Raw genomic sequence first — 20190 nt, forward strand, 5'->3', positions numbered from 1 at the left:
GCTCCTCCACCTTGTTATCCCGTGCGGTACTCGACATTCGGACAGCTTCGAGTTGCATCGTATCACGAAGTGTCCGATCTTCCTGCCGGGGGCAGGGAGGACATGTGACGGACACCGCTCTCCATTTCGACGACGCCCGGCGTCGGATCAAGGCCATCTTCATCGGTTCGATCGGTAATCTGGTCGAATGGTATGACTTCTATGCCTATACGGCCTTCGCGCTTTATTTCGCGCCGGCCTTCTTCCCGTCGGAAGATCCCGTCGTCCAGCAATTGAATGCGGCGACATTGTTTGCCGCCGGCTTCATCGTGCGGCCTGTCGGCGGCTGGTTTTTTGGCCACCTCGCCGACCGCTACGGGCGCCGGCTGTCATTGACCATTTCGGTGCTGATGATGTGTTTCGGCTCGCTCATCATCGCGTTTACGCCGACCTATGCCACGATCGGTTTTGCCGCGCCTGTGCTGCTTGCGCTCGCCCGCGTTATCGAAGGTCTCAGCCTCGGCGGCGAATACGGCGCCAGCGCCACCTATCTCAGCGAGGTCGCCGATCCCAACCATCGCGGCTTCTATTCCAGCTTCCAGTATGTGACGCTGATCGGCGGGCAGCTCTGCGCCATCCTGGTGCTGCTGCTTCTTCAGAACGTGTTCCTGACGCATGAGCAGCTGGTTGCCTGGGGCTGGCGCATTCCCTTCGTCATCGGCGCGCTGCTGGCCATCGTCTCGGCAATCATGCGCCGGCAGTTGCACGAGACCGAGGCATTCGTTGCCACCACGGCGGCGCAGAAGCGCGAAGGCGCGCTGCGTGGCCTGGTGAAATACCCACGCGAGGTTGCCATCGTCGTCGGTCTCACGGCGGGCGGTACGGCCGCCTTCTATACCTTCACCACCTATATGCAGACCTTCGTCAAGCAGACGGTCGGCCTGGCGGATCTCACCACCACCTATGTGATCGCCGGATCGCTGATTTTCGCGTCGATCCTGCAGCCGATCTACGGGCTGATCTCCGACCGGATCGGGCGCAAGCCGCTGCTGGTCTTCTTCGGTGTCGCCGGCACGCTGCTCACCGTGCCGATCCTGACGCTGCTGGCGTCGACCAAATCGCCGTTCGTCGCCTTCCTGCTGATCTGCAGCGCCTGGATCTTCACCGCCGGCTACACGTCGATCAATGCGGTGGTGAAGGCAGAATTGTTCCCGACCGCCGTGCGTGCCACCGGCGTCGGCGTGCCCTATGCGCTGACGGTTTCGATCTTCGGCGGCACCGCGCCGGTCATCGCGCTGTGGTTCAAGCAGCATGGCCACGAGCAATGGTTCTACTACTACCTTGCCGGGGTGATCTTCGTTTCGCTGCTGGTCTATGTCTCCATGCGCGACACCAAGCACGCGTCGGCGATGGACGAAGGCGCGGTCTCAGCGGCGCGCTAGTTCACCAAGCGCCATGCGCTTGTAGGTGGCGACCAGCCTGTCGCCCTCCTCGCGGTCGACCGAGACCGCGAGCCGCATCGCCGCTTCGCCAAGTTGCCAGATAAGGAAGGCCGAGCTTTCGAGCGCGGCCGGATCTTCGTTGGGGCGCAGGCGCCTGAGCACAGCGAGCAGCAAGCCGGCATTGGCGCGGCTGCAGGCGAGTTCGAGTTCGCGCAACGCCTTGTCGGCCTGCGTGCCGGACCAGATGTCGCGCATCACCGGTTCGGCCAGGAAAATGTCGTAATAGGTATCGACCAGTTCGGAGAAGGCCCGTTCCAGGCTTTTCATATCGTCGACACTTGCCAGCGCTTCGGCGATGCAGGCTTCGCTTTCCTTCTGGTAGCGGTCGGCCAGCGCCCGGATGATGGCGCTCTTGTCGGGAAAGAACTGGTAGAGCGAGCCGATCGACACGCCGGCTCTCTCGGCCACCTCGCCCATGCGCAGCGCGTCGCTGCCCTTTTCCGCAATCAGCGCCGAAGCGACGCCCAGCATGCGTTCCACTCGTTCGCGGCTGCGCTTCTGGCTGGGCTCGCGGCGCGGGCCGGGAGCGTCCTGTGCGACGGTCGATGCGCTTTCCATCAATGGATCCTCAAAAGGCGTTCCGGGCGGGCGTCCCGAAAAATTCCTGCTTGACTCACAGAATATGAGGATTTATCACATTTTGCAAACGTGAGGATTGCTCATGTTTTGCAACGAGGAGAGAAACAATGACCAACACAACATCCAAGCCGGTCCTGATCCTTGGCGGTACCGGCAAGACCGGCCGCAGGCTGGCTGAAAGGCTGGAAGCCAGGAACATTCCGGTCCGCATCGGCTCGCGCTCGGGAAGCCCGGCCTTCGACTGGACCGACAAGGCAGGCTGGGCCGGCGCCCTCGAAGGCGTTGGCGCCGTCTACATCAGCTATTATCCCGATCTCGCCGTGCCGGGCGCCGCGGAAGCGGTCGACGAATTCGCCCGGCTGGCGGTAAGCCACGGCGTGCGCCGGCTGGTGCTGCTTTCCGGCCGCGGCGAGCCGGAAGCGCAGCGCGCCGAGGAACTGGTGCAGGCATCGGGCGCCGACTGGACGATCCTGCGCTGTGCCTGGTTCGCGCAGAACTTCTCCGAGAGCTTCCTGTTCGAGCCGGTCCTGGCTGGCGAAGTTGTCTTGCCGGTCGGCGAGGTGAAGGAGCCGTTCATCGATGCCGACGATATCGCCGATGTGGCGGCCGCGGTGCTGAGCGAAGACGGCCATCTGGGCGAGGTCTATGAATTGACCGGCCCGCGTCTCATCTCTTTCCCGGAGGCGGTCGCCGAAATCGCCGGGGCAAGCGGCCGCGACATCCGCTTCGTGCGCGTGCCGCAGGATGCCTACAATGCCGCCATGGCCGAACATGGCGTGCCGGCCGACCTGATCTGGCTGGTCAACGAGCTGTTCACCGAAGTGCTCGACGGCCGCAACGCCTCGCTCACCGACGGTGTGCAGCGTGCAATCGGCCGCGCGCCGAAGGACTTTTCAATCTATACCGCTGAAACCACCGCCGCCGGCGTGTGGAACCTGAACCGTTGAGGAGGGAGGGAAAAATGTTTGCTCCGATCGTCGTTATCGTCACCTTCATTGCCGCGCTCGGCAGCGGCCTCATGGCGGGGCTGTTTTTCGCCTATTCCAATTCGGTGATGCCCTCGCTGGCGCAGGTACCGGTGCCCCAGGGCGTGCTGGTCATGAACACCATCAACACGGTCATCCAGAACCCGCTGTTCCTGTCCATCTTCATGGGCACGGCACTGCTGGCGCTGTTCCTGGTGCTGGCGGCTCTGCTCGGCTGGGGCGTCGCGCGGCCCGGTTGGGTGGTGGCGGGTGCGGCGCTTTACATCATCGGCAACATCATCGTCACCATAGTCGTCAACGTACCGATGAACGATGCGCTGGCGGCGACTGCGCCAGACAGTCAGGCGGCCGCCCAGCTTTGGGCGGTCCATCTCGACCGCTGGGTGTTCTGGAACCATGTGCGCGCCTTTGCCTGCACCGGCGCCCTGGCCGCCTTCATCGCGGCGTTGATGTAAGCCATCTGGCAGTCTGCCAGGAAAAATCCGCCGCCTCTGATCCAGGCGGCGGATTTTTTTTCGCCGACGATCGGGACCAAGCCGGCGGAACCCGCAGCAAGGGCCGCGCCCCGCATTCGAACCGACTGGTCGCACTCGAAGTGCTACGCCTTGTTGCGGTCGGAATGACCGAGGTCGCGCTCGGGGTCGATCACATCGCGCACCAGCTGCTTCAGCCTGGCGGCATCGGGAAAGCCGCCATCGCGCTTGCGGTCCCAGATGAGTGTGTCGTTGCACTGGATGGTGAAGATGCCACCGGTGCCCGGAACCAGCACGACCTCGCCGAGGTCAGTAGCAAAAGTGGACAAAAGCTCTTGCGCCATCCAGCCGGCGCGCAACAGCCACTGGCACTGCGTGCAATAGGTGATGACGATGCGGGGCTTGTCCATCTCAGTCAGGTCTCAATCTCAAACAGGCGAACTGTCGTGCTTGCAACCCGATCGTGGATTGGATCGTCGCCGAGTGCAGTGGATATCATTATCCAGATCGGCCAAACCAGAGCGATCGCAGAAACGACGAGCGCGATCACTATTTCCAGATTGGAAATTTGCTGAATCGTTCCCGGGACATCGCCCCAAGCCTGAAGGGCATACCAACCTCCAAGGAGCGCCATCGGTGCGAATCCGAGGAACTTCATTGTTTGCCGACGAGCAGACGTTTGCACCGACAATCCGGTGCGATGTTTGTCATACTGGTCGTGTACCTTGATTGCCATGCTTCGTTTGCCAATCGACTGTCCAGATTTCCGCTCCAAAACAAAGAAATAGAGGGCGAGGACAAGCGGTTCGAGGAAGCCGAGGTCCAGGGCTGCCGGTCGAAAGTTGCCTTTTGAATCGAGATCTAGCGAGATGGAGGAAGGCTCACCCGCTTGCTGGTCGGGCGCAGTTCCGACTGCCGATTCGGCTATTTTCAGACCGAAAATGGATGTTCTGCATACATTCCAACTATAGCGACTAAGTGACGGGTCGCTTGAATGGTTCAGGGTCGCCGCTTGGCAGAGATTCCAGCGAAGCGAGAACGTGCTTTTCACCCCACCGTCAGTCAAATAATGAGCAAGAGATGTAAGTGGAAAAAATATAACAAAAACAACTATATAGTCAATAGATAGGGCTGCCAGCCTGCGCCATAGGCCCGGGCGACCAGGCCAATTCAGCGCTTCATCAAACCAAGTTGGATCACGGCTGGCGCCGCCATCATCAGCCATCTCATCCCCCCGCATGCAAATCATATTGCAAACAAGGGGACAGTTTGGCAGCGACGCCTAGTTTCCGTCCAGTGGGTCGGGCGGTAGTTGGCGACTAAGCCGCGCTGAGCTTGGCCAGCGTTGCGTCGTCGACCTCGAAATTGGCGTAGACGTTCTGGACGTCGTCGTCGTCTTCCAGCGTCGCCACCAGCTTCATCAGCGACTGCGCGCGTTCTTCGTCGACCGGGATGTTGTTCTGCGGCTTCCAGATCGCCTTGACCGATTCCGCCTCGCCGAGCGCGCCTTCGAGCGCTTTGGAGACTTCGCCGAGATTTTCGAAGGCGCAGTAGATGGTGTGGCCTTCCTCGTCGGTCTCGACATCGTCGGCACCGGCGTCGATCGCCGCTTCCATCACCTTGTCGGCGTTGCCGGCCTTGGCCGGATAGACGATTTCGCCGATGCGATCCCACATGAAGGAGACCGAGCCGGTTTCGCCCATGGCGCCGCCGGCCTTGGTGAAGGCCGCGCGCACATTGGAGGCGGAGCGGTTGCGGTTGTCGGTCAGCGCCTCGACGATCAGCGCGACGCCACCCGGGCCATAGCCTTCGTAGCGCACTTCCTCGTAGTTCTCGGCGTCGCCGCCGGAAGCCTTGTTGATGGCGCGCTGGATGTTGTCCTTCGGCATCGACTCGGCCTTGGCGTTCTGGATGGCCAGACGCAGACGCGGGTTCATCGCCGGGTCGGGCATCCCCTGCTTGGCGGCGACGGTGATTTCGCGGGCGAGCTTGGAGAAGATCTTCGAGCGGACCGCGTCCTGGCGGCCCTTGCGATGCATGATGTTTTTAAACTGTGAATGGCCGGCCATGGCACCCCTACGGTCTGTTCGCGGCTGTGTTGAGATGGGCGGCTTATAAATAAATCGGCTCAACACGTCCAGATACGACCGCCGAGATGCCGAGGCCGCGCCTTGCGCGCAAGGCCTGATACCCATGCCAAAGTGAACAGAAGTCGGGATAGCGGCCGCGAGTGAAAAAATTTGGCGCTTTCGGATCAAGGACCTGCGCGAAACAGGCGGCTTTTCGCGCCCGGTTTTTATTCACTGCCCCTCGGGATCGCGAATAATAGGCTTCTTTTCGCGAACGATCGGCCTCAATAACCGGCTTTGATTTTCTCGAACTCGGCGACCATGCGCTGTTTCAGCTCCGCCGGCAGCGGCTGCTGGAAGAGGGTCTTGTCGAGGAAGGCGTCGAGGTTGTCGAAACCCCGGTCGGCAAGCAGCTTCTTGTCGACCGAGGCCATGCCAGCGGCGTTGCCATGACCGTAGCCGAAGGTGGTGACGATGTGGCTCGACACATTCGGCGCGTTGACGGCGTTGAAGAAGTCGTAGGCCTCGTCGACATGGGCGGCGTCTTTCAGCAGCGTATAACCGCACACCCAGGTCGACAGGCCTTCCCTGGTGTCGCGGTTCATCTCCAGCGGCACGCCCTGGCCCTTCAGCGTGACATAGGTTTCGGCCCAGCCCCAGGCGAGGTCGATCTCGCTGCCGGTGAAGGCCTGGTTGATGGAGGTGTCGTCGGTCCAGTAGAAGCGGACGTTCTTGTGCACCTGGCGCAGGAAGTCAGCGGCTTCCTTGAACTGGGCGTCGGTCATCTTGGTCCAGTCCTTCAGCCCGATGACGAGGCTGGCCAGCGCGAAGGCGTCGTCGACATTGTCGCCGATGGTGACGCGGCCCTGGAATTTCGGGTCGGCGAAGATGCGCAGCGACTTCGCGTCCTCGGGCGTCACCTTGTCGGTGCGGTAGATCAGCGAGGACGTGCCCCAGTCGAACGGCATCAGCCATGCCTTGCCGTCGCCGCTGGTGACGAGGTCCTTCATCTTCATCAGCCCGGGGTTGATGTCCTTCCAGCCGGTGATCCTGGATGTGTCGAGCGGCTGCAGCAGGCCGGCGTCACGCCATTTCACCACGCTCTGGGCGCAGGGGTGGCCGACATCGGCCTTGAAGCCGGCGCGCAGCTTCTCGAAGGCCTCGTCCTCGTCGCCGAAGAAGGAGAAGCTCGGTTCGGCGCTGTATTTGGCGGCGTAGTCGGGGTGCAGCAGCGGGTCCTCATAACCCGACCAGTCGAACACGACGAGGTCGCCGCCAGCGGCGAAGGCCGCGGTTCCGGCGGCAGCGCTGGCGAGTGTTGCGGCTAAGAGGATAGGGCGAAACGTAAAGGCCATGGCGCGAGAGCTCCCGATCGCAAAACGGCATGTCGATCGAGGTTAGGAGAAATTTCTCGCCTTGACGAGGGCAGCCGCCTTACCCTGCCTGGGGACCAGGGCGGAAGTTGAAGGACCCCGGCTGCGGGCCGGGACCGACCGCCGATTGGCGCGCCCGCTCACGAGACCGGTTCAGCGCCGCCTTGCCCGGTTCGCTTCGCGATGAAGGCGTCGAGGACCTCGGCGCGGCCGGCGGTGGAGGCCGGAGGCTCGAATTCAGCGAGCGTTCGTTTCCAGACGGTGTTGGCGCGCTCCGTCGCCGTGCGCGAGCCTGCCTCGGTCCACGAGCCGAAATTGGAGAGATCGGCGACCAGCGGTTCGTAGAAGGCGGTGCGATAGCGCGTCATGGTGTGCCGCGCGGCGAAGAAATGTCCGCCCGGCTGCACCTCGGCGATGGCATCGAAGCCGATCGCGTCGGCATCGCCCGGGACGGCGGCGCAGAGTTCGGCGATGGTCTGCAGCGCCTCGATGTCGGTGACCAGCTTTTCGAAGGAAACGCTCAGGCCGCCTTCCAGCCAGCCGGCGGCGTGGATGCACATCGTGGCTCCCGCCAGCACCGTGCCCCACAGCGAGAACTGGGTTTCGTGCGCGGCCTGCGCGTCGGAAACATTGGCGGCGCTGCCGCCGCCGGAACGCCATGGCAGGCCGATGAAGCGCGCGAGCTGGCCGGAGCCGAGCGTCGCCTTGACATGTTCGGGCGTGCCGAAGGCCGGAGCACCGGACTTCATGTCGACATTGGAGGAGAAGCTGCCATAGACCACCGGCGCGCCGGCGCGGCTGATCTGGGCGAGCGCCAGCCCGGCCAGCGCCTCGGCATGCTGCAGCGTGAGCGCGCCGGCAACCGTGATGGGCGCCATGGCACCGGCCAGGCAGAAGGGCGTGATGACCGACATCTGGCCGGCCCGCGCGAAGTCGATGATGCCTTGCGCCATCGGAATGTCGAGCATGCGGGGCGAATTGGTGTTGATGACGGTGTAGCAGTAAACGTTCGACAGGAAGTCGTCGTCGGAAAGGCCACGCGCCAGGCGCAGCATCTCGAAACAGTCTTCAACCTGCGGCGCGCCGCGCGCGAAGACAAAGGGCAGCTTGTCGGAAAGCGTCAACTGCGCCCGGTTGACCGCATAGTGGCGGAACCGGTTGTCGACGTCCTGGGCCTCGATGAACGGGCCCATCATATGCAGGGCATCGAAGCTCTGGACGATGCGGACAAGATTCTCGAAATCGGCGAGGTTGCCGGGGCGGCGGCCCCGGTCGAGGTTCGTCACGTTGGGGGCGCCGGAGCCCGCCAGGAAACTGAGCGTGCCCGTTTCCAGCACAAGGTCCCTCGATCGGTCGCCGGCATAGGCCCGGATCGACTTCGGCGCGGAGGCAAGGGCTGCCGTGACGATGTCGCGGCCGATGCGCACCATTTGCGTCTCTTCATCGACGACGGCGCCGGCGCGACGGTAGAGTTCGCGCGCTTCCGCCAGCAGCACCTTGATGCCGAGCTCTTCCAGCACGCGCAGCGCGGTGTCGTGGATGGCGGCTACCTGGTCCTCGGAAAACACCGGCTGCGGCAGGAAGGGGTTGCGCAGAGTGCGGTAGTCGGGCTTGCGCCGCGCGGCGTTCCCCGCTTCGTCACCCCTGACGCGCCGTCTTTCGCGGCGGCTCTCCGTCACCACTGCGTCGATCATGGCCGCGACGATATCGGTATTGGCGGACCGGGTTCCGCCGGAAAAACGACGCCGGCGGGTCGCGTTTTCGGGCCCAGGTCGGCGCGAGGTTTTACCCTAGCGGGTCGAGGCCGACCGGCAGGTCGAACATATCGCAGACCGCTTCCGCCGCCCGGCGCCCGCTGACGATGGCGCCTTCGACATAGCCGGGAAAAGACAGCGACAATTCCGAACAGGCGAAATGGATCGGCGACGCGCCGGCGCGAAGTACGGCTTCGGCATCCTGCGCGGAAAAATCGGCGACGCTGTCGCTGTAGCCGCCACCGCTCCACGGCTCGTCGCTCCAGTCGCGGGCGGCAAAGTCGAGCACGTCGCGGGCGTCGGTGCCGAGCGCCGCGACCAGCCGGTCCAGCACCTCGGCGCGCATGCCGTCGGCGCCGAGCGCGCGCAGCCGCAAGGCCAGCGGACCGCCGGCGAAGACGGTCAGGATCGTGTGGCCGTCGTCGCGGCTGGTGTCGCAGGCGAACAGCCCGTGGATGTCGCGCCACAACACCATGCCGTTGCGGCCCTCGTCGCGCCAGAAGGCGCGGGCGTAGCGAAGCCGCATCTTGATGACCGTGCCGCAGCGCCAGGCGCCGAGCGCCCCGGCGAGCTGCGCCGGCAAGGGCGGCGAAAAGGCGATGCGGCTGGCGGTGACGGGCGGCACGGCGACGACGACGTGTAGCGCCTGAAACGGACCGGCCGGCGTCACCACAACAACGCCAGACTCTTCGCGGCGGATTTCGGTTACCGGCGTCGACAGGCGGATGCGGTCACCGAGCCCGGCAGCGAGGTCCTCGGCAAGCCGGTGCATGGTCTCGCCCGGAAAATATTGCAGCTCCGAGACCTCGTTGGTGATGCGACGGTCATTGTCGACGAGGTACCACAGGGGCACGGCGTCGAGCGGCTGGCACCACAGGCCCTCTATGGTCGACCGGAAAGCCGACTTGGCATCGGCGGCGTCCGGCTGGCGGGCCAGCCAGTCCGCCACGCTGAGGTCGCGAATGGCCGGATCGGCGGGGTCGATCGCGTTCATGCGCTCGCGAATGGCGAAACTGGCCAGCCAGAGCGCCTCGCCGTCTTCCTCCGACATGGACGGTTGCAGGGTGAAGGCACCGTCGGTGGGCGCCGGCACCAGGGTCTTGCCGTGGCGGAATGCCAACGCCATCACCTGAGGCATGTCCTCGCACAGGAACTGGCCGCCGCTGTCGTAGCGGTCGCCGAGACCATCGATCCGGGATTCGACGCGACCGCCGACGCGCTGGCGCGCCTCCAGCACCAGCACTTCGAGGCCGGCGTCGCGCAGGGCCAATGCAGCAGAAAGGCCGGCAAAGCCGGCCCCGATGACGATCACGTCATGGATCATGCCGTTCAATACCCCGCTTTGATCTTCTCGAATTCGGCAATCATCTTCTGCTTGAGTTCCGCCGGGATCGGCGACTGGAACAGCGTCTTGTCGACGAATTTGTCGACATCGTCGTAACCCTTGCCCTTGAGCAGGGCCGGGTCGACCGCCGCCATGCCCTTGGCATTGGCCTGACCGTAACCCCAGTTCTTGACCAGCACATTGGCGACGTCGGGCTCGTTGATGGCGTTGAGGAAATCATAAGCCTGGTCGGCATTGCCGGGGGCGTCCTTCAGCCTGACATAGCCGCAGACCCAGGTGGAGATGCCTTCCTTGGTGTCACGGTTGGCCTTGATCGGGGCGCCGGCCAGCACCGACTGCGCGGTGGCGTCGTTCCAGGCCCAGGCGAGGTCGATCTCGTTGCCGGTCAGCGCCTGGACGATGTTGGTGGTGTCGGTCCAGTAGAGCCGGACATTCTTGTGCACTTGCCGCAGGAAGTCCGACGCCTGCTTGAACTGGTCGTCGGTCATCTGGGTCCAGTCCTTCAGCCCGATGACGAGAGCGGCCAGCGCGTAGGCGTCGTCGACATTGTCGCCGATCGAGACGCGACCCTTGAATTTGGGGTCGGCGAAGGCCTTCAGCGACTGAACGTCCTTTTCATCGACCTTATCGGAATTATAGGTGAGCTGGGTGTTGCCCCAGTCCCAGGGCATGAACCAGGCGGTGCCGTCGGCCGAGGTGGCCAGGTCCTTCATCTTCATGATGCCGGGGTTCAGGTCCTTCCAGGCGGTGATCTTGGAGGTGTCGAGCGGCTGCAGCAGGCCGGCGTCGCGCCATTTCACCACGCTTTGCGAACAGGGATGGGCAAGGTCGGACTTGAAGCCGGAGCGCAGCTTCTCGAACGCCTCGTCCTCGTCGCCGAAGAAGGCGTAGGTCGGGGCGCTGCCCTGTTTCTCGGTGTATTTGGGATGGAATTCCGGCAGCTCGTAACCCGCCCAGTCAAAGACGACCAGGTCGCTGCCAGCGGAATGCGAGGCGGTGGTTGCCGCCGCCGCCAAAACGCCTGCCAGCGCCAATGCCATCGTCCAATAGCGGGTTTTCGTCTTCATCTGGATTCCCCTTTTGCTGCGGGCCGGCGCCCGTTCGTTGTTGTCAGGTCGCCATACGGCGGATTCCGCTCGCCGCGCGGGCGAAGTGTTTCGGGAACGCGGTGAGCAGGAATTCATTGGCCGAGGTCAGCGCCGTCTCCCGCGACACGTCCTCGACGCCCATCATCAACCGCAGCCAAAGCCCTTCCAGAAGCGCGCTCAACGACAGCGCGAGCGCCTGCGGCTCGTAGGCATAGCCTGCCTGCTGGCCGAGCTTGCCGCAGAGGTCTTGCATCAGGTTCTGGTAGGCGGCGTCGCGCGCGCCCGACAAAGCCTGATAGGTGGGGCGCGACTTGGCCTCGCCCCAGAAGGCGCACCAGGCGGCGAGTTTGCGCTTGTTGCAGACGGCGCGGTCGAAATCCGCCACCACCAGGGCCAGCAATTGGGCGGCCGGATCGTCTCCGGCCTTGGTGTAGGCGGCGCGCCAATGCGCCGAATATTCGTCGTACATATGCTGCAGCGTGGCGACGAGCAGCTTCTCCTTGCTCTCGAAATGGAAGTTGACGATGCCGCGCGACAGGCCGGCGCCGTCGGCGACGTCGGCCATGGTGGTGTCGGCATAACCGCGCTTGGCCAGCGAATCGATCGTTGCCTCGATCAGCTGCAGCCGGCGCACTTCCTTCGAGGCCTTGCGGCCGCGCTTTTCAGGCCCGCCCCGCTGCTCGGGCTCGGCGGGTTGTTCTTCCAGGTCGATGGTCTTCATCGGCGAAACGGTCTCCTGCATACCCGGCTATCCAATCTCGCCGGGCTTCCAGCCGCGCAGATGAGTGGGGCGGTGCTCGCCCGAGTCAAGCACCTTCTGCATCGCCTCCCAGGTGCGGATGTTCTTGTCGACATAGGCGGCGCCGACCGCCCTGGCGGCAACCGCGTAGAGCGGGCCTTTCAGGCGTTCCAGTTCCGCCCGCGCCACCTCGCGATACCACGGGTTGCGGTCGCGGGTGGCGACGCCGACGAAGCCGGCCTCGCGCATCGCCTCGGCATAACGCATCGGCGAGGCCATGGCGAAGGACAGGCCCTCGGCGGCGACATAGTTCTTCATCGCCGGGGACGGCTCGTCGTCATGGCCGATCAGCCAGTCGCTGGCGGCAAAGACGCCGCCTGGCTTCAGCACCCGGAAGATCTCGGCAAACAGCGCCTCCTTGTCGGGCACATGCAGCAGCGCGTCCTTGGAAAAGACGACGTCGAAGGAGGCGTCGGCGAAGGGCAGCGGGCCCGGCGGGGCCTGGACGAAGACGGCGCGTCCTTTTATCTCAGCCGCCTTCGCCCGCCCGCGCGCCGCCTCTACGACCGGCAGTTCCACGTCGAAACCCGTCACCTTGGCCAAGCCATGCCTAACAAGCAGGTGCAGCGTGATGCCGCCGGCGCCGCAGCCGATATCGAGCAGGCTCTTGCCCTCAAGGGCGAGGCCCTCGACGATGCGGTCGACCTCGTCGGGGCCGCCGGGCGACAGATAACCTTCGCCCCAGAGCGCGGCCAGGAAGCGGATCGCGGCATCGTCATATTCCGGGCCGGCATCCGGTGCGCCCGCATGCGTCGTCCTGCTCATCGGGTATCGACCCCAAGTGCTGACTGACTGTTTCCGATGCCACAAAGCGTAGCGCGTCGGCGGGAAAACGCAAGATAATTTGCTGAACATTCATTCAATATGAACAGGGCGGGTCGGGCCGTGGCATCTTCGGCAGTCGGCAGTCGGCAGTCGGCAGTCGGCAGCGCCGTGTCGTTCTGGCATGATGCCGGCGCCGGTCGGTGGGGCGGGCGCTCGCGAGGTGGATCTGATGACGGAAGCCGAGGACGCCGAGGCGCTGGAACAATGGGCGCTGGTCAACACGCCGCTCGGCGAAGCCTGGTCGGGCCGCGCCCGCTACGCGGCGGCGATGTATTTCTACAAGCGCGGCGAGATGGATGCCGAGACGCTCGAAGTCTACCGCATCTGCTCCCGGCTCGACGCCGAGGACCCGCTGGCGATCATCCGCGATCGTAAGGTGGGCAAGGCGTGGCTGGAGCGGATGGGTTGAGGGGGGTCTTCCTTCTCCCCTTGCGGGAGAAGGTGGATCGGCGCGTAGCGCCGAGACGGATGAGGGGTGTTGGCCGGAGCGCAGCTTTGCAGGATGAGGTGTCGTTGAATTGAGGCGCTGGTTCTGAAGCGCCTCGTTTCTTCCAGCACCCCTCATCCGACCTCGCCCGCGGCGGCTTTGCCGCCGGGGCTCGGCCACCTTCTCCCACAAGGGGAGAAGGAAGCGGCGCATCACCCGATCGACTTTTCCAGCACGCGCAGCCAGTTGCGGTAGGCGATCTTTTCGATGAGGGCGCGGCCATAGCCGTGCTTGGCCAGCGCGTCGGTGAGCCTGGGCAGGCCGGCGGCGTCGCCGATGGTGGCCGGGATCATGGCGCCGTCGAAATCCGAACCCAGGCCGACGCGATCCTCGCCCAGCGCCTTCAACAGCGCATCGATGTGGCGCACCATCACCTCCAGCGGCGTGTCGGCATTCATGCGGCCGTCCTCGCGCAGGAAGCCGGTGGCGTAGTTCAGGCCGACCATGCCGTCGCTGTCCTTGATGGCGCCGAGCTGCCACTCGGTCAGGTTGCGCGAATGCGGACACAACGCGTGCACGTTGGAATGGGTGGCGACCAGCGGCGCATCGGAAAGCCTGGCGACGTCGCGGAAGCCTTTTTCGTTGAGGTGGGACAGGTCGATCATGATCTTCAGCCTGTTGCAGGCCTTGACCAGCGCCTTGCCGGCATCGGTCAGCCCGTCGCCGGTGTCGGGCGAGGACGGGAAGCGGAACGGCACGCCATGACCGAAGGCGTTCGGGCGGCTCCAGACGATGCCCAGCGAGCGCAGGCCGGCGGCGTGCAGCACGTCGAGCATGACGAGGTCGGTGTCGATCGCCTCGACGCCCTCGATGTGGAAGACCGCGGCCATCGTGTTCCTGGCCATCGCTGCGCGGATGTCGGCGGCGCTGCGGCAGATGGCGAGGGCGCCGGCCCGTTCGAGCCGGAGCAGGATCGAGGCCATGGCGAGCGTGCTTTCCTGCGCGACCGAACGCGGCAGTTCCGGCGGCAGCGGCTCGTTGTCGCTTGGCAACGAGATGACGCCGTCGTCCTTGGCCTTGCGCTCTTCCTGCGGCGGCGGGAAGATGGCGAACATGCCGCCGATCAGGCCGCCCTTCCTGGCGCGCGGCAGGTCGATGTGCCAGCTGGCCGGCGACCCTTCGATGAACAGCTTTTCGACATCGGACTGGCCGGACTGGTAGAGCTTGAGCAGCGTGTCATTGTGGCCGTCGAAGACGGGGATCAGGTCGGTCTCGGTCATGATGGGCTTTCGATGTTGGGAAGCGGAGCTGACCCGCCCTAATTAGGGCGCGGCGCCGCGACAGGCAAATGCCAGAAGGCGACTTGCGCTTGTCACTGGACCCCGGCCATGCTGCAAGGGCCCGACCCGTTTCGCTTCGCTGGAGACCATCTTGGCCAACACGCTCTACGATGCCCTGTTCAAGCCGCATGAAGCGAGCGAGGCCACCTTCCTGCGGCTGAAGGACGGGTCGACGGTTTCTTATGCCGGCTTCCTCGCGCTGTCGGCGCGGTTTGCCCATGCCATGGCCGAGGCCGGCATTACGCCCGGCGACCGCGTGGCGCTGCAGGCCAGGAAATCGGTGGAAGCGCTGGCCGTCTACGCGGCGGCGGTGCGCATGGGCGCGGTGTTCCTGCCGCTGAACACCGCCTATACGGCCGCCGAGGTCGACTATTTCGTCAGCGATGCCGGCGCGAAACTGCTGATCTGCGACAGTGCAAGCGAAGCGGCGCTGCGGTCGGTGGCCGACAAAGCGGGTGCTGTGCTGATGACGCTTAGTGGCGACGGGTCCGGCACGCTGAAGGACAGGGCGCAAGGCAAGCCCGCGACCTTCGCCCCGGCTGAACGTGGGCCGGACGATCTCGCCGCCTTCCTCTACACCTCCGGCACCACCGGGCGCTCCAAGGGCGCGATGCTGACGCACGACAATCTGCTCTCCAATGCCGAGGCGCTGGTCGATACGTGGCGTTTCACCAAGGACGACGTGCTGTTGCACGCCTTGCCGATCTTCCACACGCACGGCTTGTTCGTGGCGACCAACGTCATTTTGCTCGCCGGCGGCTCGGCGGTCTTCCTGCCCGGCCTCGACCTGGACGACCTTGTCGCCAACATGCCGGTGGCGACGACGATGATGGGCGTGCCCACCTTCTATACGAGGTTGCTGGCCGACCCCCGGCTGACGCACGAGCTTGTCGCCCATATGCGCCTGTTCGTTTCCGGCAGCGCGCCGCTGCTTGCCGAGACGCACCGCGACTTCGAGGCGCGTACGGGCAAACGCATTCTCGAACGCTACGGCATGACCGAGACCAACATGAACACCTCGAACCCCTATGAGGGCGAGCGCCGCGCCGGCACTGTCGGCCAGCCGCTGCCGGGCGTCTCCGTCCGCATCGCCGACCCGGACACCGGCAAGCCCGTGGCTGCGGGCGGCATCGGCGTCATCGAGGTGAAGGGCCGCAATGTCTTCAAGGGCTACTGGAACATGCCGGAAAAGACCGCGCAGGAGTTTCGGGTCGACGGCTATTTCATCACCGGCGATCTCGCCACGCAGGATGCTGACGGCTACGTCACCATCGTCGGCCGCGCCAAGGACCTGATCATCGCCGGCGGCTACAACATCTATCCGAAGGAAATCGAGCTTCTGCTGGACGAGATACCCGGCGTCGAGGAATCGGCGGTGGTCGGCGTGCCGCATCCCGACCTCGGCGAGGGCGTCGTCGGCATCGTCACCGCGCGCAAGGGCACGACGCTGGACGAGGCTACCCTGCTTGCCGGATTGTCGACGAAGCTTGCCCGCTTCAAGCAGCCGCGCCGCATCTTCGTGGTCGACGAATTGCCGCGCAACACGATGGGCAAGGTGCAGAAGAATTTGTTGCGCGAACGGTTCGCCGGGACGTTCAAAGGATAGATCGGAAAATCGTCATCCCGGAAGCCGGAGCGCAGCGAAGGCTATCCGGGATCCATTGGTCGCAAGCCGTCGGGCGCGGCCGGGTCCTCGCCTTGAACATTCGCGTCGCCGAACCCACGCTGCACGTTTCACGAAGGCTGACCCAAACCTAGATCCCGGCCGCGCTGCTCAATAGGCTCCGGGTCTGCGCTCGCTTTGCTCGCTTGCCCGGAATGACGGAGCGAGAACTTCGCGCCATGCCATCCACATGGCAATCGCGAACCTGCCCCGTCTCGTCACCTACGAAAGCTTGTCCAGCTTGCGCTGCATGGCGGCGATCTGTTCCTTCAGTTCCTGCAGATCGTCGGTCTTTTCGGCCGGCTCCGCCTTGGCGGGTTCGGCTCTGGCCGGCTCGGCGGCCGTGCTCGAGGCACCGCCCGTCGCAGCCCCGGGGAAGGGCGTGAACATGCGCATGGCGTTCTGGAACATTTCCATGTTGCGCCGTGTCTGTTCCTCCAGCGCCTTCATCGGCGTCGCCAACTTCATCATGTCCATCGGCGATTTGCCGAGCGACGATTTCATCTGTTCGCGGAAGCGCTCCTGCTCCTTGGAGAAGGCGAGCATCGACTGTTCGAGGAATGACGGCACGATCATCTGCATCTGGTCGCCATAGAAGGCGATGAGCTGGCGCAGGAACGGAATGGGCAGCATGTTCTGCCCGTCCTTGTTCTCCAGCTCGAAGATGATCTGGGTGAGAACCGGGTGGGTGATGTCGTCGCCGGTCTTGGCGTCCTGCACGGTGAAGTCCTCGCCCTTCTTCACCATTTCGGCGAGGTCCTCGAGCGTCACATAGGTGCTGGTGCCCGTGTTGTAGAGCCGGCGGTTGGCATATTTCTTGATGACCACCGGTTCGTTTTTCGCCGCCATACAGCATCCTCCCGCGGATACCGGCGGGCCCGTAAGCGGCCGGTAACGATTGCTCCCAAGTCGAGGATATGCGCAAAACCGTCATAATTCCAAGCGGTTTGTGCAGTGCGGAAGCTTAGCGGGTTCTTTCGGCGCTGCAATATGCTGCGCAGCATAACTTACGCAGCCGCCGGGTCGCCCAGTGGGTGCCGATTTCCAGTTTGACTCAAGGGCTGGAACCGGCAAGAAAAGTCGAACGCAAAGCTTGCAAACCGTTCAAATAGAAGTCTGGAGAACAATATGTCCGCTTCCAACGCCATCGTCGTCGCCAGTGCCGCGCGCACGGCCGTCGGCTCCTTCAACGGAGCTTTCGCCGCGACACCCGCCCATGATCTGGGCGCGGTGGTGATCCGCGAATTGCTGTCGCGGGCCGGCGTCGAGGCGGCGGAAGTCGACGAGGTGATCCTCGGCCAGGTGCTGACCGCGGCGCAGGGCCAGAACCCGGCGCGCCAGGCGTCGATCAATGCCGGCCTGCCGATCGAGACGACCGCCTGGGGCCTCAACCAGGTCTGCGGCTCGGGCCTGAGGGCGATCGCCATCGGCATGCAGCAGATCACCTCCGGCGACGCCAAGGTGATCGTGGCCGGCGGCCAGGAATCGATGTCGCTGTCGGCGCACGCCCAGCACCTGCGCGCCGGCGTGAAGATGGGCGACTACAAGATGATCGACACGATGATCAAGGACGGGCTGTGGGATGCCTTCAACGGCTATCACATGGGCATCACCGCCGAGAACGTCGCCAAGCAGTTCCAGATCACCCGCGACGACCAGGACGCTTTCGCGCTCGCCTCGCAGAACAAGGCCGAGGCCGCGCAGAAGGCCGGCCGGTTCAAGGACGAGATCGTCGCCTTCACCATCAAGGGTAAGAAGGGCGACACCATCGTCGACCAGGACGAATATATCCGCCACGGCGCAACGATGGACGCGATGACCAAGCTGAAGCCGGCCTTCGACAAGGACGGCACGGTGACCGCCGCCAACGCCTCCGGCATCAATGACGGCGCCGCCGGCGCGCTTTTGATGACGGAAGCCGAAGCCGTGCGCCGCGGCATCACCCCGCTCGTGCGCATCGCCTCCTGGGCGACCGCCGGCGTCGATCCGTCGGTGATGGGCACCGGCCCGATCCCGGCGTCGAAGCGCGCGCTGGAAAAGGCCGGCTGGAAAGTGTCGGACCTCGATCTGGTCGAGGCCAACGAGGCCTTCGCCGCGCAGGCCTGCGCGGTCAACAAGGGCCTCGGCTGGAACCCGGACATCGTCAACGTCAATGGCGGAGCGATCGCCATCGGCCACCCCATCGGCGCGTCGGGCGCGCGCATCTTCAACACGCTGGTCTACGAGATGCGGCGCCGGGGCGCCAAGAAGGGGCTCGCCACCCTATGCATCGGCGGCGGCATGGGCGTCGCCATGTGCGTCGAGGCACTTTGATCGAAAACAAGACGGGCGGCCAAGGAGCCGCCCATTTTGTCTGTGAAGGTTGTTTGTGAAGGCCCGGCATAAGGGTCGGTTTCAAAAGTCCGTCATACGGACCAGCCATTGAATGATGCAGCAAAAAGGGGAAACGCATGACAAAGGTCGCACTCGTCACCGGAGGCTCGCGCGGCATCGGCGCCGCGATCTCGATCGGCTTGAAGAATGCCGGCTACACCGTCGCGGCGAACTATGCCGGCAACGACGAGGCGGCGGCGAAGTTCACGGCTGAAACCGGGATCAAGACCTACAAATGGTCGGTGGCCGACTATGACGCCTGCGTCGCCGGCGTCAAACAGGTGGAGGCCGATCTCGGCGCGGTTTCGGTGCTCGTCAACAATGCCGGCATCACCCGCGACGCCATGTTCCACAAGATGACGCCGCAGCAGTGGAAAGAGGTGATCGACACCAATCTGTCCGGCGTCTTCAACATGTCGCATCCGCTGTGGAGCGGCATGCGCGACCGCAAGTTCGGCCGCATCATCACCATCTCCTCCATCAACGGCCAGAAGGGCCAGGCCGGCCAGGCCAACTATTCGGCCTCCAAGGCCGGCGACATCGGCTTCACCAAGGCGCTGGCCCAGGAGGGCGCGCGCGCCGGCATCACCGTCAACGTGATCTGCCCGGGCTACATCGCCACCGAAATGGTCAAGGCGATCGACGAGAAGGTGCTCAACGAGCGCATCATCCCGCAGATCCCGGTCGGGCGGCTCGGCGAGCCGGAGGAAATCGCGCGCTGCGTGGTTTTCCTGGCCTCCGAGGAAGCGGGCTTCATCACCGGCTCGACCATCTCGGCCAATGGCGGGCAGTATTTCAGCTGAGGGTAGAGCTTTACCTTCTCCCCTTACGGGAGAAGGTGCCTGAGCCTGGCGGCACAGCCGCCATGGCGAAGGCGGATGAGGGGTGCTGGAAGAAATGGGGCGCATCAAAACGAACGCCTCAGTTCAACTTGATCCCACATTTTGCAGAGATGCGCTCCGTCCAACACCCCTCATCCGACCTCGCCTTCGGCTCGGCCACCTTCTCCCTCAAGGGGAGAAGGAGACGCGCGCCACCGTCCCATCCCGGCACACAAAAGTTAACGGCTGACGGGAGGCTTAAGAACATTCGCCCGGCCAAGTTGTGAATCGTCGGTGGACAAGCTGTGCACAACACAAGATGTTGGGGTGAACAAACCGGGAAACTTTCGCCATCGCTGATTCGTCGCCGATTCGTTCCGGCTTTGAGCGGATTGTTAATGGAAATGGCTGTCGCGACCGCGAAATTGGTTAATTGCCGTTAAGAAAGACGTGCGATTTCAGGTGCTTGTTCCCTGTCTCCGGTTAGCCGGCATAGCGACGGGGCTCGCTTGCCGGCAAAAGTTAACGGCGATGTTCCGCGGCCGACATGCGAGGCGGTTAGCCGATTCAGCATGTGGTGCGATTGGCCGGTCACAGTCCCACATATAGCCGTGAACGAAACATGAATCATCACGAGTCAGTGATTCGTCGCCGATTCGTTCCAGACTCGTTCCGGACGTTAATGGCGCGGTGCAAAAACCGGCATGCCGAACCCGGCTGCGACGGTTTTGCGAACATTGTGCTTTCGCTTCGTCGCGTGAATGCCTATGTGTCGCCAGTCGCCGGGCTTGCCC

Annotated in this window: 19 protein-coding genes; 7 read left to right on the plus strand and 12 right to left on the minus strand. The window is 64.1% G+C overall.

Annotated elements, in window-relative coordinates; all coding sequences use genetic code 11:
- Positions 1–104: 104 nt before the first annotated feature.
- Positions 105–1421, plus strand: coding sequence for an MFS transporter (locus FZF13_RS12030; RefSeq protein WP_024922907.1), 1317 nt, complete (start codon positions 105–107; stop codon positions 1419–1421).
- Here FZF13_RS12030 and FZF13_RS12035 read toward each other — a convergent pair.
- Positions 1407–2039 carry a TetR/AcrR family transcriptional regulator gene (locus FZF13_RS12035; RefSeq protein ID WP_024922906.1) on the minus strand — a complete coding sequence of 211 codons (633 nt, stop codon included), beginning with the start codon at positions 2037–2039 and terminating at the stop codon, positions 1407–1409. The two genes, FZF13_RS12030 and FZF13_RS12035, sit on opposite strands and share 15 nt — an antisense overlap.
- Positions 2040–2167: 128 nt before the next feature.
- Between FZF13_RS12035 and FZF13_RS12040 the strand changes: the two genes are divergently transcribed.
- Both FZF13_RS12040 and FZF13_RS12045 read left to right on the plus strand, forming a co-directional pair.
- Entirely contained in the window at positions 2168–3007 is an 840-nt protein-coding gene (locus FZF13_RS12040) for an NAD(P)H-binding protein (RefSeq protein WP_024922905.1), read from the plus strand.
- Between the two features lie 14 nt (positions 3008–3021).
- Positions 3022–3501, plus strand: coding sequence for an anthrone oxygenase family protein (locus tag FZF13_RS12045; protein WP_024922904.1), 480 nt, complete (start codon positions 3022–3024; stop codon positions 3499–3501).
- Between the two features lie 143 nt (positions 3502–3644).
- Here the strand turns inward: FZF13_RS12045 and FZF13_RS12050 are convergent, their stop codons facing one another.
- The 9 genes from FZF13_RS12050 to FZF13_RS12090 form a co-directional block, all read right to left on the minus strand.
- On the minus strand, positions 3645–3929 hold the full coding sequence (locus FZF13_RS12050; protein WP_036254060.1) for an Rdx family protein: 285 nt from the start codon (positions 3927–3929) through the stop codon (positions 3645–3647).
- A 5-nt stretch (positions 3930–3934) separates the two neighbouring features.
- Positions 3935–4744 (minus strand): RDD family protein, encoded by an 810-nt coding sequence (locus tag FZF13_RS12055; protein WP_161773067.1) that lies wholly within the window; start codon positions 4742–4744, stop codon positions 3935–3937.
- A gap of 94 nt (positions 4745–4838) precedes the next feature.
- Positions 4839–5588, minus strand: coding sequence for a YebC/PmpR family DNA-binding transcriptional regulator (locus FZF13_RS12060; protein ID WP_024922901.1), 750 nt, complete (start codon positions 5586–5588; stop codon positions 4839–4841).
- A gap of 284 nt (positions 5589–5872) precedes the next feature.
- The gene (locus tag FZF13_RS12065) at positions 5873–6943 is read right to left on the minus strand and encodes an extracellular solute-binding protein (protein ID WP_024922900.1); all 1071 of its coding nucleotides are present in this window, start codon (positions 6941–6943) and stop codon (positions 5873–5875) included.
- 158 nt (positions 6944–7101) lie between these two features.
- Positions 7102–8655, minus strand: coding sequence for a trimethylamine methyltransferase family protein (locus FZF13_RS12070; protein ID WP_024922899.1), 1554 nt, complete (start codon positions 8653–8655; stop codon positions 7102–7104).
- 91 nt (positions 8656–8746) lie between these two features.
- Positions 8747–10039: a flavin monoamine oxidase family protein gene (locus FZF13_RS12075; RefSeq protein ID WP_051504825.1), complete on the minus strand. Its 1293-nt coding sequence runs from the start codon at positions 10037–10039 to the stop codon at positions 8747–8749.
- Positions 10040–10044: 5 nt separating this feature from the next.
- On the minus strand, positions 10045–11127 hold the full coding sequence (locus FZF13_RS12080) for an ABC transporter substrate-binding protein (RefSeq protein ID WP_024922897.1): 1083 nt from the start codon (positions 11125–11127) through the stop codon (positions 10045–10047).
- Positions 11128–11170: 43 nt separating this feature from the next.
- Entirely contained in the window at positions 11171–11890 is a 720-nt protein-coding gene (gene betI, locus FZF13_RS12085) for a transcriptional regulator BetI (protein WP_024922896.1), read from the minus strand.
- A 6-nt stretch (positions 11891–11896) separates the two neighbouring features.
- Complete coding sequence (locus FZF13_RS12090; RefSeq protein WP_024922895.1) at positions 11897–12712, minus strand: class I SAM-dependent methyltransferase; 816 nt, start codon at positions 12710–12712, stop codon at positions 11897–11899.
- Between the two features lie 229 nt (positions 12713–12941).
- Between FZF13_RS12090 and FZF13_RS12095 the strand changes: the two genes are divergently transcribed.
- Positions 12942–13181, plus strand: a complete 240-nt coding sequence (locus FZF13_RS12095; protein ID WP_024922894.1) for a hypothetical protein — start codon at positions 12942–12944, stop codon at positions 13179–13181.
- A gap of 230 nt (positions 13182–13411) precedes the next feature.
- On the opposite strand, the gene FZF13_RS12100 is transcribed toward FZF13_RS12095, so the two are convergent.
- On the minus strand, positions 13412–14479 hold the full coding sequence (locus FZF13_RS12100) for a dipeptidase (RefSeq protein ID WP_024922893.1): 1068 nt from the start codon (positions 14477–14479) through the stop codon (positions 13412–13414).
- A gap of 151 nt (positions 14480–14630) precedes the next feature.
- On the opposite strand from FZF13_RS12100, the gene FZF13_RS12105 reads away from it, so the two are divergent.
- On the plus strand, positions 14631–16145 hold the full coding sequence (locus FZF13_RS12105) for a malonate--CoA ligase (RefSeq protein ID WP_024922892.1): 1515 nt from the start codon (positions 14631–14633) through the stop codon (positions 16143–16145).
- A 279-nt stretch (positions 16146–16424) separates the two neighbouring features.
- Here FZF13_RS12105 and phaR read toward each other — a convergent pair whose 3' ends face one another.
- Positions 16425–17051 carry a polyhydroxyalkanoate synthesis repressor PhaR gene (gene phaR, locus FZF13_RS12110; RefSeq protein WP_024922891.1) on the minus strand — a complete coding sequence of 209 codons (627 nt, stop codon included), beginning with the start codon at positions 17049–17051 and terminating at the stop codon, positions 16425–16427.
- 279 nt (positions 17052–17330) lie between these two features.
- Here phaR and FZF13_RS12115 point away from each other — a divergent pair, with 279 nt between their 5' ends.
- Both FZF13_RS12115 and phbB read left to right on the plus strand, forming a co-directional pair.
- Positions 17331–18515 carry an acetyl-CoA C-acetyltransferase gene (locus FZF13_RS12115; RefSeq protein WP_024922890.1) on the plus strand — a complete coding sequence of 395 codons (1185 nt, stop codon included), beginning with the start codon at positions 17331–17333 and terminating at the stop codon, positions 18513–18515.
- 137 nt (positions 18516–18652) lie between these two features.
- Entirely contained in the window at positions 18653–19378 is a 726-nt protein-coding gene (gene phbB / locus FZF13_RS12120; protein ID WP_024922889.1) for an acetoacetyl-CoA reductase, read from the plus strand.
- The last annotated feature ends 812 nt before the right edge of the window (positions 19379–20190 follow it).

The sequence above is a fragment of the Mesorhizobium terrae genome, assembly GCF_008727715.1.
Taxonomy (GTDB): domain Bacteria; phylum Pseudomonadota; class Alphaproteobacteria; order Rhizobiales; family Rhizobiaceae; genus Mesorhizobium; species Mesorhizobium terrae.

Excerpts from the sequence above, each read along its gene's own strand:
- phaR (WP_024922891.1), bottom strand. The coding sequence starts at position 17,051 with ATGGCGGCGAAAAACGAACCGGTGGTCATCAAGAAATATGCCAACCGC.
- FZF13_RS12115 (WP_024922890.1), top strand. The coding sequence starts at position 17,331 with ATGTCCGCTTCCAACGCCATCGTCGTCGCCAGTGCCGCGCGCACGGCC.
- FZF13_RS12040 (WP_024922905.1), top strand. The coding sequence starts at position 2,168 with ATGACCAACACAACATCCAAGCCGGTCCTGATCCTTGGCGGTACCGGC.
- FZF13_RS12095 (WP_024922894.1), top strand. The coding sequence starts at position 12,942 with ATGACGGAAGCCGAGGACGCCGAGGCGCTGGAACAATGGGCGCTGGTC.
- FZF13_RS12065 (WP_024922900.1), bottom strand. The coding sequence starts at position 6,943 with ATGGCCTTTACGTTTCGCCCTATCCTCTTAGCCGCAACACTCGCCAGC.
- FZF13_RS12050 (WP_036254060.1), bottom strand. The coding sequence starts at position 3,929 with ATGGACAAGCCCCGCATCGTCATCACCTATTGCACGCAGTGCCAGTGG.
- FZF13_RS12045 (WP_024922904.1), top strand. The coding sequence starts at position 3,022 with ATGTTTGCTCCGATCGTCGTTATCGTCACCTTCATTGCCGCGCTCGGC.
- FZF13_RS12060 (WP_024922901.1), bottom strand. The coding sequence starts at position 5,588 with ATGGCCGGCCATTCACAGTTTAAAAACATCATGCATCGCAAGGGCCGC.
- FZF13_RS12100 (WP_024922893.1), bottom strand. The coding sequence starts at position 14,479 with ATGACCGAGACCGACCTGATCCCCGTCTTCGACGGCCACAATGACACG.
- FZF13_RS12080 (WP_024922897.1), bottom strand. The coding sequence starts at position 11,127 with ATGAAGACGAAAACCCGCTATTGGACGATGGCATTGGCGCTGGCAGGC.
- betI (WP_024922896.1), bottom strand. The coding sequence starts at position 11,890 with ATGCAGGAGACCGTTTCGCCGATGAAGACCATCGACCTGGAAGAACAA.
- FZF13_RS12075 (WP_051504825.1), bottom strand. The coding sequence starts at position 10,039 with ATGATCCATGACGTGATCGTCATCGGGGCCGGCTTTGCCGGCCTTTCT.
- FZF13_RS12090 (WP_024922895.1), bottom strand. The coding sequence starts at position 12,712 with ATGAGCAGGACGACGCATGCGGGCGCACCGGATGCCGGCCCGGAATAT.
- phbB (WP_024922889.1), top strand. The coding sequence starts at position 18,653 with ATGACAAAGGTCGCACTCGTCACCGGAGGCTCGCGCGGCATCGGCGCC.
- FZF13_RS12055 (WP_161773067.1), bottom strand. The coding sequence starts at position 4,744 with ATGGCTGATGATGGCGGCGCCAGCCGTGATCCAACTTGGTTTGATGAA.
- FZF13_RS12035 (WP_024922906.1), bottom strand. The coding sequence starts at position 2,039 with ATGGAAAGCGCATCGACCGTCGCACAGGACGCTCCCGGCCCGCGCCGC.
- FZF13_RS12070 (WP_024922899.1), bottom strand. The coding sequence starts at position 8,655 with ATGATCGACGCAGTGGTGACGGAGAGCCGCCGCGAAAGACGGCGCGTC.